12 protein-coding genes and 1 pseudogene are annotated in these 14,546 nt (G+C 73.7%); 3 read left to right on the top strand and 10 right to left on the bottom strand.

Features of this window, described 5'->3' with window-relative positions; all coding sequences use genetic code 11:
- Window positions 1-51 precede the first annotated feature (51 nt).
- The 5 genes from ME121_RS12635 to ME121_RS12615 form a co-directional block, all read right to left on the bottom strand.
- Window positions 52-990, bottom strand: a complete 939-nt coding sequence (locus ME121_RS12635) for an ROK family protein (RefSeq protein WP_053622683.1) — start codon at window positions 988-990, stop codon at window positions 52-54.
- Window positions 990-2,363 (bottom strand): dicarboxylate/amino acid:cation symporter, encoded by a 1,374-nt coding sequence (locus tag ME121_RS12630; protein WP_012319104.1) that lies wholly within the window; start codon window positions 2,361-2,363, stop codon window positions 990-992. Before ME121_RS12630 ends, ME121_RS12635 begins: the two co-directional genes overlap by 1 nt.
- Before the next feature lie 245 nt (window positions 2,364-2,608).
- Window positions 2,609-3,595, bottom strand: coding sequence for a hypothetical protein (locus ME121_RS12625; protein ID WP_012319105.1), 987 nt, complete (start codon window positions 3,593-3,595; stop codon window positions 2,609-2,611).
- Window positions 3,596-3,913: 318 nt separating this feature from the next.
- Window positions 3,914-4,324: a peptide-methionine (R)-S-oxide reductase MsrB gene (gene msrB / locus ME121_RS12620; protein WP_012319106.1), complete on the bottom strand. Its 411-nt coding sequence runs from the start codon at window positions 4,322-4,324 to the stop codon at window positions 3,914-3,916.
- A gap of 102 nt (window positions 4,325-4,426) precedes the next feature.
- Window positions 4,427-5,617: a YihY/virulence factor BrkB family protein gene (locus ME121_RS12615; protein WP_041372312.1), complete on the bottom strand. Its 1,191-nt coding sequence runs from the start codon at window positions 5,615-5,617 to the stop codon at window positions 4,427-4,429.
- A gap of 113 nt (window positions 5,618-5,730) precedes the next feature.
- On the opposite strand from ME121_RS12615, the gene ME121_RS12610 reads away from it, so the two are divergent.
- From ME121_RS12610 to ME121_RS12600, 3 genes are all read left to right on the top strand, one after another.
- The gene (locus ME121_RS12610; RefSeq protein WP_012319108.1) at window positions 5,731-6,804 is read left to right on the top strand and encodes an apurinic/apyrimidinic endonuclease family protein; all 1,074 of its coding nucleotides are present in this window, start codon (window positions 5,731-5,733) and stop codon (window positions 6,802-6,804) included.
- Between the two features lie 46 nt (window positions 6,805-6,850).
- Window positions 6,851-7,402: an RBBP9/YdeN family alpha/beta hydrolase gene (locus ME121_RS12605; protein WP_012319109.1), complete on the top strand. Its 552-nt coding sequence runs from the start codon at window positions 6,851-6,853 to the stop codon at window positions 7,400-7,402.
- A 150-nt stretch (window positions 7,403-7,552) separates the two neighbouring features.
- The gene (locus ME121_RS12600; protein ID WP_012319110.1) at window positions 7,553-7,780 is read left to right on the top strand and encodes a hypothetical protein; all 228 of its coding nucleotides are present in this window, start codon (window positions 7,553-7,555) and stop codon (window positions 7,778-7,780) included.
- A 7-nt stretch (window positions 7,781-7,787) separates the two neighbouring features.
- On the opposite strand, the gene ME121_RS12595 is transcribed toward ME121_RS12600, so the two are convergent.
- The 5 genes and pseudogenes from ME121_RS12595 to ME121_RS12575 form a co-directional block, all read right to left on the bottom strand.
- Window positions 7,788-8,816 (bottom strand): YcjF family protein, encoded by a 1,029-nt coding sequence (locus ME121_RS12595; RefSeq protein WP_012319111.1) that lies wholly within the window; start codon window positions 8,814-8,816, stop codon window positions 7,788-7,790.
- Window positions 8,817-8,844: 28 nt separating this feature from the next.
- Window positions 8,845-10,290: a YcjX family GTP-binding protein gene (locus ME121_RS12590; RefSeq protein WP_059408927.1), complete on the bottom strand. Its 1,446-nt coding sequence runs from the start codon at window positions 10,288-10,290 to the stop codon at window positions 8,845-8,847.
- An 87-nt stretch (window positions 10,291-10,377) separates the two neighbouring features.
- Window positions 10,378-11,505 carry a hypothetical protein gene (locus ME121_RS12585; protein WP_059408926.1) on the bottom strand — a complete coding sequence of 376 codons (1,128 nt, stop codon included), beginning with the start codon at window positions 11,503-11,505 and terminating at the stop codon, window positions 10,378-10,380.
- Window positions 11,506-11,548: 43 nt separating this feature from the next.
- A pseudogene (gene hisN / locus ME121_RS12580) lies at window positions 11,549-12,336 on the bottom strand (histidinol-phosphatase).
- 108 nt (window positions 12,337-12,444) lie between these two features.
- On the bottom strand, window positions 12,445-14,535 hold the full coding sequence (locus tag ME121_RS12575; protein ID WP_059408925.1) for an AI-2E family transporter: 2,091 nt from the start codon (window positions 14,533-14,535) through the stop codon (window positions 12,445-12,447).
- Window positions 14,536-14,546 lie beyond the last annotated feature (11 nt).

Genomic DNA, 14,546 nt, shown 5'->3' with positions numbered 1-14,546 from the left:
GCAAGCCTCGGGCAAGCGTCGGGCAAGCGTCGGGCAAGCCTCGGGCCGCTCTCAGCCGGCCTCCGCCTCCCACAGCCACGCCGCCCCGCGCACGCCCGAAGCGTCGCCGTGCAGGCTCGCCCGCACGGGCGTGTCGAAGGCGTCGGAGAAGACGTGGGGGGCGATCGCCGCCGGCAGGCCCGCGATCAGCTCCGGGATGCGCGACAGGCCGCCGCCGATCACGATCACGTCCGGGTCGAGGAGGTTCACCACCTGAGCGGCCGCGCGCCCGAGCCGCTCGAGATGGACGGCGAGCGTCTCCCGTGCCGCCGGGCTTCCGGCCCGGGCCGCGGTGACGATCGCCTCGGCGGCGAGGCTGCCGCCGTGCCGCCGCGCGTGGTCCGCCGCCAGGCCGGGACCGGACAGCCAGGTCTCGACGCAGCCCCGGCGACCGCAGTAGCAGGCGGCGCCCGGCCGCTCGTCGTCGCGGGGCGTCGGCAGCGGGCCGTGGCCCCACTCACCCGCGATGCCGTTGCGGCCCGTGAGCACCCGACCGTCGAGGGCGATGCCGGACCCGACGCCGGTCCCCAGGATCACCGCCCAGACCACGCTGGCCCCGGCCCCGGCGCCGTCGATCGCCTCCGACACCGCCAGGCAATTGGCGTCGTTCTCGATCCGCAGCGGGCGCTCCAGCCGCGCGCCGAGATCGGCCGCGAACGGGTGTCCGTTGAGCCAGTGCGAGTTGGCGTTGCGCACGAGGCCCGTCGCCGGGGACAGGCTCCCCGGCATGCCGATGCCGACGCTGCAGGGCGCGCCGGCCTCGGCCTCGAGACGCAGGACGAGGTCGGCCACGGCCTCGACGGTGGCCCGGTAGGCGCCGCGCGGGGCGGGCATCCGCGCCTCGGCCAGGGTCGTCCCGTCCCGGCTGAGCACGATCCCGGCGATCTTGGTGCCGCCGAGATCGATGCCGAGGCGCGGGCGACCCGCGTTCTCCGCCGCGGGCGATCCCATCACTCGGCGGCGGCGACCTTGCTGTCGGTGCCCATCGGCTGCGGCGCCTCGTCGGCGATGTGGGTGCCGATGGCGACCGGGTGGGCCATCACCTCGTTGAGCTTGGCGACGTCGAGCTCGCCCTCCCAGCGGCTGACCACCACGCAGGCGACGCCGTTGCCCACGAGGTTGGTGAGCGCGCGGCACTCGGACATGAACTTGTCGATGCCGAGGACCAGGGTCATGGCGGCGACCGGGACCGGGCTGTTGGGGATCGCCGAGAGCGTCGCCGCCAGGGTGATGAAGCCCGCGCCGGTGACGCCCGAGGCGCCCTTCGAGGTCAGCATCGCCACCAGGATGATGGTCGCGTACTGGCTGATCGACAGGTCCACGCCCACGGCCTGCGCGAGGAACAGCGTCGCCAGCGTCATGTAGATGTTGGTGCCGTCGAGGTTGAACGAGTAGCCGGTCGGCACCACGAGGCCCACGACCGAGTCCGAGGCGCCGAGGCGGCGCATCTTGGTCATGAGCTGCGGCAGCACCGTCTCGGAGGACGACGTGCCGACCACGATCAGCAACTCGTCCTTGATGTAGGCGAGGAAGCGCAGGATCGAGAAGCCCGCCACCCGGGCGATCGCCCCGAGCACCACGAGCACGAACAGCAGCGCCGTGATGTAGAAGGTGCCGACGAGCCACGCGAGGTCGTAGACCTTCTGGATCCCGTACTCGCCGATCGTGAACGCCATGGCGCCGAAGGCGCCGACGGGGGCGAGCTTCACGACGATGCCGATGATCCGGAAGAAGATCTGGCCGGCCGTGTCGATCGCGTGGTTCACCGAGGCCGCCCGATCGCCGAGATTCGTCACCACGACGCCGGTGAGGATCGAGATCAGCAGCACCTGCAGCAGGTCGCCGGTGGCGAAGGGGTCGAGGAAGCTCTTCGGGATGATCGCCAGGATGTGGGCGACCGTGGAATCGGCCGCCGCCTTGCTGGCGTAGGTCGCGACCTTGCTGGCATCGAGCTTCGACGGGTCGGCGTTGAAGCCGGCGCCGGGCCGGATCACCTCACCGACGATGACGCCGATCAGCAGCGCGATGGTGGACACGACCTCGAAGTAGACCAGCGCCTTCAGGCCGACGCGGCCGACCTTCTTCAGGTCGCCGATCGACGCGATGCCGTGGACGATCGTGCAGAAGATGATCGGCGCGATCATCATCTTGATCAGGCCGATGAAGGCGTCGCCGAGCCACTTCATCGACTTGCCGGTGGCCGGGTCGTACCAGCCGAGCAGCACGCCGAGCGCGATGGCGATCAGCACCTGGATGTAGAGCACCTTGTACCAGGGCTCGCGGGGCGCTGCGGCGGGAGCCGTCGCCTGGATTGCCTGTGCCATGTCCATCCCGTGCGACGACCGCGCACCCTCCCGATTTGCCGGCACGCTAGCGATTATCACCCGGCGCCTCAACGGCTGCACGCTTATCGGCCCGGAACCATCCGTGACAAAAACCTGTCAGTCCCGGGCGAAGACTTTGCGTGTCCGGCAGAGCCGCGGACCCGCGAAAGCAGACGGGCCGCAGCGCGGTCTGCGCTGCGGCCCGGCCGTGTCTCGCGTCGTTGCGCCGCGGGGCGCGCCGCGCGTCAGGTCTGCTGCTGGGTCCGGCGGGGGCGGACGGTCCAGCGCTCGAACATCGAGGCGGGATCATCGCTCTTCCCGTCCTTGTTCTCGGCGGCGGGATCGGGCTGCTGGTGGATCGCCGCGCCGAGCGCCTGCGACAGGCTCTCGATGACGTCGTCGATGCGGGCATCCCCGTGCAGGGCGTCGCCGGTGCCGCCCTGCGGGGCGGGCGTCTCGGCGGCCGGCGCGGCGTGCGCGGCCGCTTCCGGCGCGGGCTCCGGCTGCGGCTCGGGCTCGGGGTGATGCTCCGGGGCCGGCTCGGGCGGGCGCGGGGCGGAGGCGGCGGGCTCCGGAGCCGGCGGCGGGGCCGCGACGACCGGCGCTGCGGCGGCCGGAGCCGCCGGGGCCGCGGCCCGGCGCATGGCGCCCATCGCGCCCTCGTCGGACTCGGTGGTCCGGCTGCTGCTGCCGTAGCGGCCGAAGCCGAACCGGGGCTCGATCAGGTCCAGCACCGCGTCCAGCGCGGCGTTGCTCAGCGCCACCTCCTCGGCGGCCGGCACGCCCTGGATGGCCAGCGCCGCCCGCTCGAAGGCCGGCTCGTTGCTGACCTCGCGGCCGAACCAGCTCGGGGCATGGAAGCCGGCGGCCTCGCCGTCATTGTCGAAGGCGACGCTGATCAGGTCCAGGCTGCCGGGGGTGACGTAGCGGTCGATGGCGATCTCGCGCCCGCCGGCATTCAGGGTGGTGCGGTCGTAGGCGGCCTTGCCGGGGCAGACGTCCAGCAGGGCGTCGCCGTGGGCACGCGGGACGTCGGTGCGCTCCTCGACCGGGATGCCGTCCGGCCCCTTGTTCACCAGGACCAGCTGGCAGACCTGGCCGTCGACGCGCACGTACGAGGCGCGGCCGCCCTGGGGCGCGAAGTGACCCTCGGTGATCCGGGCGCCGCCCCGCTCCTTGCGGATCAGGCGGACCAGGGACGGTGCGACCAGAAATCGGCGAACGGTGCTCATGAACTCAAAACCCCTCCCGCTTGGTCGGCGGTGCGCCGATCCGGCGGACAGCCCTCAGCGCCGCCGGGCCGCACGGAAGGGGGCACGTGGAGCCGACCCGCACGGCGTATAAGCTGACTGCCACGCCGTATTCGTCAGAGCCTGACCGCTTCCGTCGCCAATCACCGGACAGCGACAACCTGAGACTATAGAGCGCTAAGCAAAAACGCGACGAAATCAAGACCGGATCGGGTCGAGGATCCGGCCACGGCGCTGCCTGTCCCCGATATCCCGGCTTTCGCGCCCGGTTTCCGAACCCAGGTTAGCGGGACGCGCGACTCATTCAGCCGGCTCGAAATTCATCGCCGCGCCGTTCATGCAGTAGCGCAGGCCGGTCGGCGCCGGGCCGTCGTCGAAGACGTGGCCGAGGTGGCCCTGGCAGCGGGCGCAGTGCACCTCGGTGCGGACCATCCAGTGGCTGCGGTCCACCGTCGTCCCGACGGCGCCGTCGATCGGCTCGAAGAAGCTCGGCCAGCCGGTCCCGGACTCGAACTTGGTGCCCTGCTCGAACAGCGGCTGCCCGCAGCCGGCGCAGGTGAAGGTCCCGGCCCGCTTCTCGGCGAGCAGGCAGCTCGTTCCGGCCCGCTCGGTGCCGTGCTCGCGCAGGACCCGGTACTGCTCCGGCGTCAGCGCCGAGCGCCACTCGGCGTCGCTGCGGGTCTCCGGGCTGGTGGTCGGCGTGTCGGCCATGGCGATCTCCCTTTTCTTTCGCCACGCAATATAGGGAACGCGGGCCGTCTCCGGCAGTCCCGGAGGATGCCGCAGGCGTCCCGGGGACCGGAGACGCCGCGTTCAGGCGGCGGCGCCGACGGTGTCGGCCATCCGCGCCCGGCGCGCGCCCATCGGCAGCGGCGCGCCCGTTGTGGTGTCGCGGGCGGTCTGGTGCTCCAGCTCGGCGTTGATCTCGCCCCCGAGCAGCACGATCGTCGACGAGATCCAGATCCACGTCATGAAGCCGATCACGGCCCCCAGCGAGCCGTAGGTCTCATTGTAGGTGCCGAAATTGGCGACGTACCAGGAAAACAGGAGCGAGGCGGCGAGCCAGAGCAGGCCCGCGACGACGCTGCCGACCCCGACCCAGCGCCAGCGGGCATGTTCCCGGCTCGGCCCGAACCGGTAGAGCACCGACAGGCCGCCGAGGAGGACGATCAGGATCGCCGGCCAGCGCAGGGCCGCGAGCAGCCACGCGGTCGAGCCGAGCCCCAGGAAGTTCAGCACCACCGGCACGACCACGATCACGTTGAGCGCGACGATGATGAACAGCAGGGCGCCGACCGTGAAGGTGAGCGACCGGAGGTTGAGCCAGAAGAAGTTCCGCTTCTCCTCCTCCTCGTAGACGACGTTCAGCGCGTCGAACATCGCCTTCATGGCCGCGTTGGCGCTCCAGATCGACAGGAGCAGGCTGGAGAAGAACGTGATGCTGAGGGAGCCGCTGCCCTTGGCGGCGATGCGCTTGACCTGGTCGCCGATGAGTTCGACCGCGCCGGACGGCAGGACCGCGTGCAGCTGGGCGAGGTGATCGTTGATGACGGTCACGTCGGCGAACAGGCCGTAGCAGGAGACCAGCGCGGCGATGGCGGGGAACAGCGACAGCAGCGTGTAGAAGGTCACGCCGGCGGCGACCGCCAGGACCCGGTCCTTGTTGAATTCCAGGTAGACCCGGACGGCGATGTCCTTCCAGCCGGACCGCGTCATCTCGGCGGGGCTGTCGGCGGCGCGACCGCGCTCGGGCTGGGTCGCGGCGGTGAGCTGCGCGGCGCGCCCGGAGATCGAGCGCGCGCCCGCGGCCACGCCCTTCCGCAGGCCCGCGTCGTTGCAGGGCGGGTCGCGGTCGGCCGGCGGCTCGTCGGCGGGAAGAACCGCGGGCACGCCGCGCCGCGCCGGCGCCGCCGCGAGGGCGACCAGCGCCGAGCCGAGCATCAGGATCCAGAGGATCGAGCCGGTCTCGGAGGAGGCGGTCGAACGCGACGGTGACGGGGGCATGGGTCGGAGCCAGTGCGCGGAACTGCCGCGCTCGGGACTCCCAACGTCGTCGTGCCGCGGCCGTTCCGCGCGTCGCACGGGGACGCCGCAGCCCTTCGCGCGTTGTGCTCGTCATGCGCGATCAGCCCCGTCTCGGATTCTGCTGCAAGTTCGTCCTGGACGAGCCTCCCGGCACACACGCCACCCTCAAGGCGGAGCGCGAGGCCACGCTGCACATGAACCTCACCAGCGTGACGATGGCCTATCTCACCAAGCTGGAGCCCGCCGCCCGGCGGGCGAAGCTCGCCGGCCTCGTCGCCCACAACCTCGACGCCCTCGCCCGCCAGATCGCCTGGGTCGGGGCCCGGCCGCCGCTGGAGCGCCTCCTGCGCATGGCGAGCAACGTCCTGCCGGGCTACACCCACCCGATCGCGCAGGCGCTCTACGCCGAGCCCGAGATGGCGGCGCTCGTCGAGCGCGGCCTCGCCGAGGCCGGGGCGCTGGCCCGCCGGCTCGGGGTGCGCCTGAGCTTCCACCCGGGACCGTTCTGCCTGCTGGCGAGCCGCAACCCGGCGGCGATCGCCAACGGCCTGTCCGAGCTCGACTACCACGCCGAGATCTTCGACCGGATGGGCTACGGCGGCGGCTGGCACCCGCACGGCGCCCACATCAACATCCATGTCGGCGCGGGCGATCCCGGGGTCGAGGGCTTCCGCGAGACCCTGCCCCGGGCGAGCCGGGTGGCGCGCGACCTCGTGACGGTGGAGAACGACGAGAACGTCTTCGGCCTCGACGCGGTGCTGCGGCTCGCCGACACCGTGCCGGTCGTGCTCGACCTGCACCACCACTGGGTCGAGAGCGGCGGCGAATATCTCGAGCCGGACGATCCCCGGATCGCCCGGGTGACGGAGTCCTGGCGCGGCGTCCGGCCCGTGGCCCACATCAGCGTGTCGCGCGAGGCGGTCTCCGCCGCCTGCGATCCGGACTCCCTGCCCGACTTCCCGGCCCTGCGCGCGGCCGGCCACGCGGTCCGGGATCTTGCGGCCCATTCCGACATGATGTGGAACCGGGCGGTGAACGACCTCGTCGCCCGGCACCTCGCCTGGGCGGATTTCGAGATCGAGGCCAAGGCGAAGAACTGTGCCTCCGTGCAGATCGCCCGTCACATCCTGGCGCTCGAGGCGGCCGCGCCGATCGCGGCCGAGTGACGGGACGGTCTCGACGCGTCCGCCGGTCCGCACTAGGCATCCCGGTATGAAGACCGCCGATTGCGACATCCTCATCGTCCCGGGGCTCGGGGGCTCCGAGGAGGACCATTGGCAGGCCCGCTGGGCGGGCCGCCTCGCCACCGCGCGCGTGGTCGAGCAGGACCAGTGGCACGCCCCGACCCCGGAGGCGTGGTGCGGGCGCATCGCCGAGGCGGTCGCGGCGGCGACCCGCCCGGTCATCCTGATCGCCCACAGCCTCGGCGTGGTGGCCTGCGTCGAGGCGGTCCCGCTTTTCCCCGCGGGGGTGGTGCGCGGCGCCCTCCTGGTGGCGCTCCCGGATGTCGAGGAGGCGCCGGACCTGCCCGACTCGGTCCGGACCTTCGCGCCGGTGCCGCGCGAGCCCCTGCCCTTCCCGTCCCTGCTGGTCGCCAGCCGCACCGACCCGTACTGCCGCTACGAGCGGGCGGACGACTTCGCCCATGCCTGGGGCGCGCTCACGGTCGACGCGGGCGAGTCCGGCCACCTCAACGTGGCGAGCGGGCACGGGCCCTGGCCCGAGGGGCTGATGCGGCTCGCCGGGTTCCTGAAGGGGCTGTGAGCCTGCGAGCGCCGCCGCGCGCGTGAGGACGGTCGGTGTCCCCGCGGCCGGGGTGAACCGGTGGGGCCGCATTAACGCGCTGTTTACCACCGCCCTCTTCAGTGGCGGCACGGGCGGTCCTTCGTCCCGAAGCCGCCCCTGGAGAGCACCGTGACGCGCAAAGAGCTTCTGGAACGACTCGAAGCGGTGCAGACCGCCCTCGGCCCCCGGGCCCAGAGCAACTTCAACAGCTCGCTGTTCAACGACGTGACGCTGCTCAAGCGGATCGAGGCCTTCGAGGCCAAGCTCGGCGAGCCCGAGAAGCCGAAGACCGCCGACTACACCGGCAACATGTTCTCGCGCATCGCCAACCGCCGCGCCGCCGCGGGCGCCAAGTAGCCCGCCACTATTTCGGCTCGGCCTCGGCCGAGCGCAGCAGCTCGCCGGCGACGTCGGCGAGCCGCGGCGGGGCCTCCCGCACGAACGGCAGCGGCCGGCAGACGTTCAGCGCCGCGAGCCCGAACCGGGCGGTCATCAGCCCGTTGAGCACGCCCTCCCCCAGCTTGGCGGAGACCCGGGCGGCGATCCCGAGACCCAGCACCTGCTGCATCACGCTCTCGCCCACCGCCATCCCGCCGGTGACCGTGAGGTGCGCGAGCGCCGCGCGCCCCAGCCGCAGGAAGCCCAGGAAGCCCGGCCGGCCGCCGTAGATCGCGGCGATCCGGCGCAGCAGCCGCACCGCCGCGAACACCACGAAGGCCACGTCCACGATCGCCCGCGGGCTGAGCGCCGTCACCGCCGAGACCTGCTTGGCCGTTGTCGCGATGGCGTTGCGCGCCTGCCTGTCGAGCCCGGCCAGCAGCTCGTGCTCGGCGAGGCCGATCCGGTCGTCGACGTCGAGGATCGCGTCGGCGGCCGCGTCGATCCGGGCGCGGCCCGCCGCCAGGGCGTCGCGGTCCGCGTAGAAGGTCGAGAGCGCCTGGACCACCGCCTGCGCGCCGGTGTGGTCGCGGGTCGCGAGGGCGTCCAGCGCCGACTGGCGCAGCCGCTCGATCTTGCGCTCCCGCCGCAGGCCGGCGAGTTCCCGCACCACGATCGCCAGCAGCGCGAGCGCCGCGAGGCTGAGCAGCGCCAGGGCCACCCAGCCGAGCCAGGGGGCGGCCTGGAACAGGTCGCTGATCATCCGCTCGACCGACAGGCCGACGCCCAGGGAGACGAGGCCGCCGACCGCCGAGAGGAACAGGGCGCCCCAGGGCGAGCGCCGCCGCGGCGCCACCGGCACGGCGACGCCGTCCGCGGCGTCGACGATCTCGAAAGGCTCCTCCACGATCCGGGCCTGCGGCGGCCGGGGGCCGAGCGGCGTCGTGGTCACGCTCGGCGCGGCGGCCGGCTCGGGATTGATCCGGAAGGCGCGGGGTTTCTGGCCGGAGGTCATGGTCGCGGGCTCCGCATCGCACACATCGTCACGCCAGCCGGTCGCCGATCAGGAACTGCATCGCCCGGTCGAGCCGGATCTGCGGCAGGTGCCCGGGGCGGCCGAACCCGTCGGGCCGCACCAGCGGCGGCCGGAAGCGCGGGAAGCGCAGCGAGCCCGGCTCGACCGCACCCTCCAGCACCGCCTCGGCACGGGCGGGCAGCTCGCCCGGGAAAATCGCGGCCTCGCTGTCGCCGTCGAAGACCTCGTCGCCCACCACCTCGCCGGCCTCCGGGGTGCCGGCCACCGCCCGCAGCGTCTCCGACCCGTCGAGGACGGTGGTCTCGCGGGTGGCGCGCACGGAGGCCAGCGCCACGGTGCCGACCCGGGCGCCCGCGGCCTCGGTCCGCCGCATGGCCCGCGACACGAGCAGCCGCAGCAGCGCGTCGAGCCGGTCGTGGCTCGTCTGGTGGAGGTGGTCGGCCTTGGTGGCGGCGAACAGGACCCGGTCGGCCCGGGGGGCGAACAGCCGCGACAGCACCGTGTTGCGGCCGATGTTGAGGCTGAGCAGCACCGCGTCCAGCGCCTCCTCCAGCTCCGCCAGGGCGGTCGGGCCGGCATCGACCGCCGACAGGACGTCCACCAGCACGATCTGCCGGTCGACTCGCTGGAAATGGTCGCGGAAGAACGGCGTCACGACCTTGGCCTTGTAGGCCTCGAAGCGCCGCTCCATCAGCCCGGCGAGGCTGTCGGGGGCGATCGTCTCGGTGAGCCGGTCGAGGGGCGCGAAGGTGAGCGCCGGCGAGCCCGCGAGGTCGCCCGGCATCAGGAACCGGCCCGGGGGCGTCGTCGCCACGGCTTCCGGGCCGGCGCGCAGGCCCGCGAGGTAGGTCTTGAAGGCGTCGCTCGCCCGCTCGGCCGCGACCTCGTCGAGGGGGCCGTTCGGGTCGAAGCCCTTGAGCGCCTCGAGCCAGGGCGCCGCCACGGCGGCGCGGCCGGGTCGGCGCGTGCCGCCGATCGTGGCCCGGGACCACGCGGTGTAGCTGGTCTCGATCAGCGCGAGGTCGAGGAGCCACTCGCCCGGGTAGTCGACCACGTCGAGCATCAGGGTCGCGGGGCCGGAGCGCCAGCCGGCGGCGCGCTCGTAGGCGATCTCCAGGCGGAACTGGCTGATCCGGTCGGTGGAGCGCGGCCACCGCCGCGCCTCGGTGAGGGTCGCGAAATGCTCCTCGAACGGGAAGCGCGGCACGTCGTCGTCGGGCTGGGGCACCAGCTTGGCCCGGCGCAGGCGGCCCTCCTGCGCGGGCGCGAAGGCCGGCAGTGCGTGCGTCTCCACGAGGTGGTGGATCAGCGCCGTGGTGAACACGGTCTTGCCCGACCGCGCGAGCCCGGTCACGCCCAGTCGCAGCGTCGGCTGGACCAGCAGGTCGTGCGAGGCTTCGGCGAAGGCTTTGACGGCCGAGCCGGCACGCGCGGCAAGGTCGATCAGGGGCACGGGCGGGCTCGGGGTGAGGGGAACGGGCCGGGCAGAGGTGGCGCGGCCGGGGCCGAACCGCAAGGCTTGCCGCCCGGGAAGGCTCCCCTAGGGCGGCGCGGTGCTGGCGGACGGCGTGAGCGGCCTCAGCCGGGCGATCGCCCCGGCCACGAGGTCCGGGCCGGCCCGCAGCGTGCCGAGTTCCACCGCCGACATCGCCAGCATCACGGGCGCCAAGTTGGCGCGCGGCGCGCCGTCCGGCCCGAACAGGTCGAGGTCGTCGCCGGGCTTCAGGCCGACGCTGGCGCTGATCCGGTTGGCGTAGGCCTGGATCCGGACCTCGTCGCCGGTGCAGAGCGGGGCCGGCAGGCGCAGGTCGAGCACCGGCAGGCCGGCCGCGATCGCGGGCAGAAGCGCGGATTCGGCCACCATCCGCTCGGCGCTCGGGACGCGGCCCGGCTTCCGGTCGAGGAGTGCGGACGGGTCGGCGACGCTCCCGGCCGGGCGGCCGCTGGAGGCGGAGATCCCGGCGGCGATGTCGGGAACCGGCTGCAGCATCGCCACCCGCGGTATGGCGGCCGGGCGCCTGCTCGGGCGGCCGGCCATCCGGGCGAGCGGCGACCAGGGCTGCACCCGCAGGGCTGCCCGGCCGCGCGGCGCGCCGCCGGGGCGGTGCGCGGCGAGGTAGCGGGCGCGCAGGGTCCGCCCGAGCCCCCGGGGCGCGAGGGCCGCCGAGACGGCGGGCGTCGCCACCGCCCGGCCCGGCCGCGCGGGCGCGGCGCCGACGCGGCACTCGGCCGGCGCCCAGCGGCGCACGATGGCCAGCGCCGTGCGGCGGCCGTAATCCCGGTAGTAGCGCCGCAGCAGGCTCGCGGCGGCGTCGGCGCCGTCGTCGAGGGTGGCGAAGGCGGTGTGGCCCTCCCCGTCGGCGCCGATCTCACCGGGCCAGCGGGCGGACTTGATGCACCAGCCGTTGTTGAGCCGCACGCAGCGGGCGACGTAGGGCGGGTCGTCGGCCAGCGAGGCCGTGACCGCCAGCGCCCGCGGCGTCAGCTGCGCGCCGGTCTGGGCGTGCCAGTTGGACACGGAGCGGGTCGCGGGATCGAAGCGCGGGGGCCGTCCGTCCGCCGGGGCGGTGGCCGCCGCCGGAAGCGGCAGGGCGCGCGCGAGGGCGTCCGCGCCGGCCTCGGCGTGCGGCACCAGGGCCGTGACCAGGATCAGCGCGTTCAGCAGCACGCGGACGAACCTTCGCGGCGGACGGACTGGAGACGGCCGCGCGTCACGGGTTCAGAACCTTGAGCGCGGCCTCGTGCAGCCGCGGGTCGCCGGCCGCGATCACGCGGCCGCCGCCGGCGGCGGAGCCGCCGTCCCAGGCCGTGACCCGTCCCCGGCCCCCTCGACGATCGGGATCAGCGCGACGATGTCGTAGGGCTTCAGACCGGCCTCGACCACGAGGTCGATCTGGCCGGCCGCCAGCATGCAGTAGGCGTAGCAATCGGCGCCGTAGCGGGACATCCGCACCTGGCCTTCCAGTGCCCGGAAGCGCTCGGCCTCGTCTCCGGCCGCGAACAGGCGGGGATCCGTCGTGGCCAGGATGGCCTGGGCGAGGTCTCCGCAGCGGCGGGTGCGCAGGGTCCGCTCGCCCGCCGGCGCGCGGAGCTTGGCGCTGCGCCCGTCCCCGGTGAACCGCTCCGCGAGGTAGGGCTGGTGCATCATCCCCCGCACCGGCACGCCGTTGCGGGTCAGCCCGATCAGGGTGCCCCAGGTCGGCAGGCCGCCGATGAAGGCGCGGGTGCCGTCGATCGGGTCGAGGACCCAGACGCACTCGGCGTCGGTGCGCTCCGCGCCGAACTCCTCGCCGAGGATGCCGTGGCCCGGGAAGGTCTGGCCGATCATCGCCCGGAGGACGACCTCGGCGGCCCGGTCGGCCTCGGTGACCGGATCGAACGGCGCCCCGCCGCGGGCCTTGTCGTCCAGGCCGAACTGGGCGCGGAAGAACGGCAGGATCGCCTTCCCGGACGCGTCCGCGAGGTCGTCCATGAACCGGCCGAGTTCGACGACGCTCATCCGTTCCGTCCCCTGTTCCGCCCGAAGGCCGCGCGGCCAACCGGCCCGTTCCGACGAAACCGGCGCGCGCCCCTGCCCGTCAAGCCCTCGCCCCCGCGCATCCTCGGCTCACGCTCTGGCCGGCGCGGGCAGCCCCGCCGTTTCGCCGCAGGCGTCCGGGGCGCTCTCCGCGGCGCCGTCCGACCCGCCCTCCGGCGCGTCAGCCGCCGCCGCGTCCTCCTGCGCGGCCGCCAGGATAGCCTCGACCGCCTCGCGCAGCGATCCCACCTGCGCGTCGGCCTCGGCGGCGCCCCCCGGCCCGCCGGCGAGGCGGTTCGCCCCACCGTCCTGGGCGAGCCACAGGCCGAGCAGGACCGGCACGCCGGGGACCCGGCCCCTCAGCCGGCGGATCAGGCGGCGCAGGTGGGTCGGCTCGCCGTCGAGCGCCAGGGAGACCACGCAGGCGATGCGCGCCGGCCCGGCCTCGAACCGGCCGATCCGCACGGAGGCCGTCTCGGCGAAGGGGACCGTGCGGACGCCGAGGCCGCGCTTCTCCAGGATCTGCGCGAGGATCGCGGCCGCGGCCTCGTCCAGGAAGCCGCGCCCGGCCACGCACAGCACCGCGCCCTCGCGCGTCCAGGCGGCGGGCAGCGCCTCTGGGGCGGGTCCCATCGGGAGCGGGCTGCAAGCGCTCTCCTCGCCCTCGCCCGTCGCCCCCGTGACGGCGTCGCTCCGGTCGGAGAGGTCGGCGACCAGCTCGGTGAGCGCGGCCCGCATCGCGCCCTTCTGCTGCGCCGTCAGCACCCCGCGGGCCGCGTCGCGGGCGGCGAGTTCCAGCGCCTTGAGCACGACCTCGTCGTAGTAGGAGGAGAGCGAGCACTGCTGCAGGATCAACTCGGCATGGCCCAGCACCTCCTCGGAATCGCCCGCCAGGATGCGCTGGTAGAAGTTCTGGACGGGCGTCAGCGCCGGCCGGTCGCCGAACAGCACGTCCAGGAACTCCAGGTGCTCGACGTAGCGGCCGAGCACCACGAGGCAGACGGTCAGCGGCGTCGAGAGCAGCAGCCCGACCGGCCCCCAGAGCCACGTCCAGAACAGGGCGGAGACCAGGACCGCGAAGGGCGAGAGGCCGGTGGACTGCCCGTAGAAGATCGGCTCGAACACCTGACCGGTCAGCGGCTCCAGGACGATGAACAGGATCGCCACCGCGATCATCATGTTCCAGCCGGGATCGACCGCGGCGGCGAGCGCCATCGGCAGGATCGCCGACAGGACCGCCCCGAGATACGGCACGAAGCGCATCAGGGCCGCGAAGATCGCCCAGAGCACCGGATTCGGCACGCCGATGATGTAGAGGCCGATGCCGATGACCACGCCGAAGGCGGCGTTGAGGGCCAGCTGCACCACGAAGTAGCGGCTCAGGCGCTTGGCCGCGTCGTCGATGGCCACGGTGGTCCGGTGCAGGTCGCTCGATCCGGCCAGCCGGATCATGCGGTCGCGCAGGTCCTCGCGCTGCATCAGCACGAACAGCAGCACCACGAAGACGATGCCGACCGTGGCCAGGGGATGCATCACCGGCGTGAGCACGGTCGAGAGCATCTCCAGGGAGCCCGGCGGGGTCGTGGCGACCTCGACGAGGACGGGCTTCGGCGCGGCCTGGGTCGGCTCGGGGCCCGGTGACGGTGTCGAGGGCGGTGTCGAGGGCGGTGTGGCGGATTGCTGGGCGGCCGACTGCGTCTCCGGGCTGCCGGCTTCCTTCGCGCCGTGGAGCGCCCGCCCGATATTGGCGACGTACTGCGTGACGTGGCCGACGGGGGAGTTCCGCAGCCCGTCGATCTTGCGCTCGATGGTGTCGCGGTAGCGGGGGACGTCGCCCGCGAGGTCGGCGGCCTGGATGCCGATCAGGGTGGCCAGGGCGGCCACGATGCCGACGGTCAGGAGCACGCTGACGCCCACCGCCGCCAGCCGCGGCAGCCGCAGCCGCCGCAGGCGGTTCACCAGCGGCGTCAGCACGAACGACAGCAGCAGCGCGATCGCGATCGGGATGAAGATCTCGCGGCCGAAATACAGGGCGGCGATGATGGTGGCGCCGACCACGACCGGCGACGCCATGGCGGCCCGCGGCGTCTCGGCGGCGGCCACGCGGGTCGGCCGCGGCGGGATCAGGGAAGTTCCGGGCCGCGCTGCCGGTTCGACCCCGACCGGGGTTCTCGTGCCCATACCGTGATCCA

The sequence above is a fragment of the Methylobacterium sp. ME121 genome (genome assembly GCF_000974725.1).
Lineage (GTDB): Bacteria > Pseudomonadota > Alphaproteobacteria > Rhizobiales > Beijerinckiaceae > Methylobacterium > Methylobacterium radiotolerans.
This window is presented reverse-complemented; position numbering and strand designations above follow the sequence as displayed.

Bases quoted from the DNA above. Each gene is read 5' to 3' on its own strand.
- ME121_RS12635 (WP_053622683.1), bottom strand. From the start codon at position 990: ATGGGATCGCCCGCGGCGGAGAACGCGGGTCGCCCGCGCCTCGGCATC.
- ME121_RS12630 (WP_012319104.1), bottom strand. From the start codon at position 2,363: ATGGCACAGGCAATCCAGGCGACGGCTCCCGCCGCAGCGCCCCGCGAG.
- ME121_RS12625 (WP_012319105.1), bottom strand. From the start codon at position 3,595: ATGAGCACCGTTCGCCGATTTCTGGTCGCACCGTCCCTGGTCCGCCTG.
- msrB (WP_012319106.1), bottom strand. From the start codon at position 4,324: ATGGCCGACACGCCGACCACCAGCCCGGAGACCCGCAGCGACGCCGAG.
- ME121_RS12615 (WP_041372312.1), bottom strand. From the start codon at position 5,617: ATGCCCCCGTCACCGTCGCGTTCGACCGCCTCCTCCGAGACCGGCTCG.
- ME121_RS12610 (WP_012319108.1), top strand. From the start codon at position 5,731: ATGCGCGATCAGCCCCGTCTCGGATTCTGCTGCAAGTTCGTCCTGGAC.
- ME121_RS12605 (WP_012319109.1), top strand. From the start codon at position 6,851: ATGAAGACCGCCGATTGCGACATCCTCATCGTCCCGGGGCTCGGGGGC.
- ME121_RS12595 (WP_012319111.1), bottom strand. From the start codon at position 8,816: ATGACCTCCGGCCAGAAACCCCGCGCCTTCCGGATCAATCCCGAGCCG.
- ME121_RS12575 (WP_059408925.1), bottom strand. From the start codon at position 14,535: ATGGGCACGAGAACCCCGGTCGGGGTCGAACCGGCAGCGCGGCCCGGA.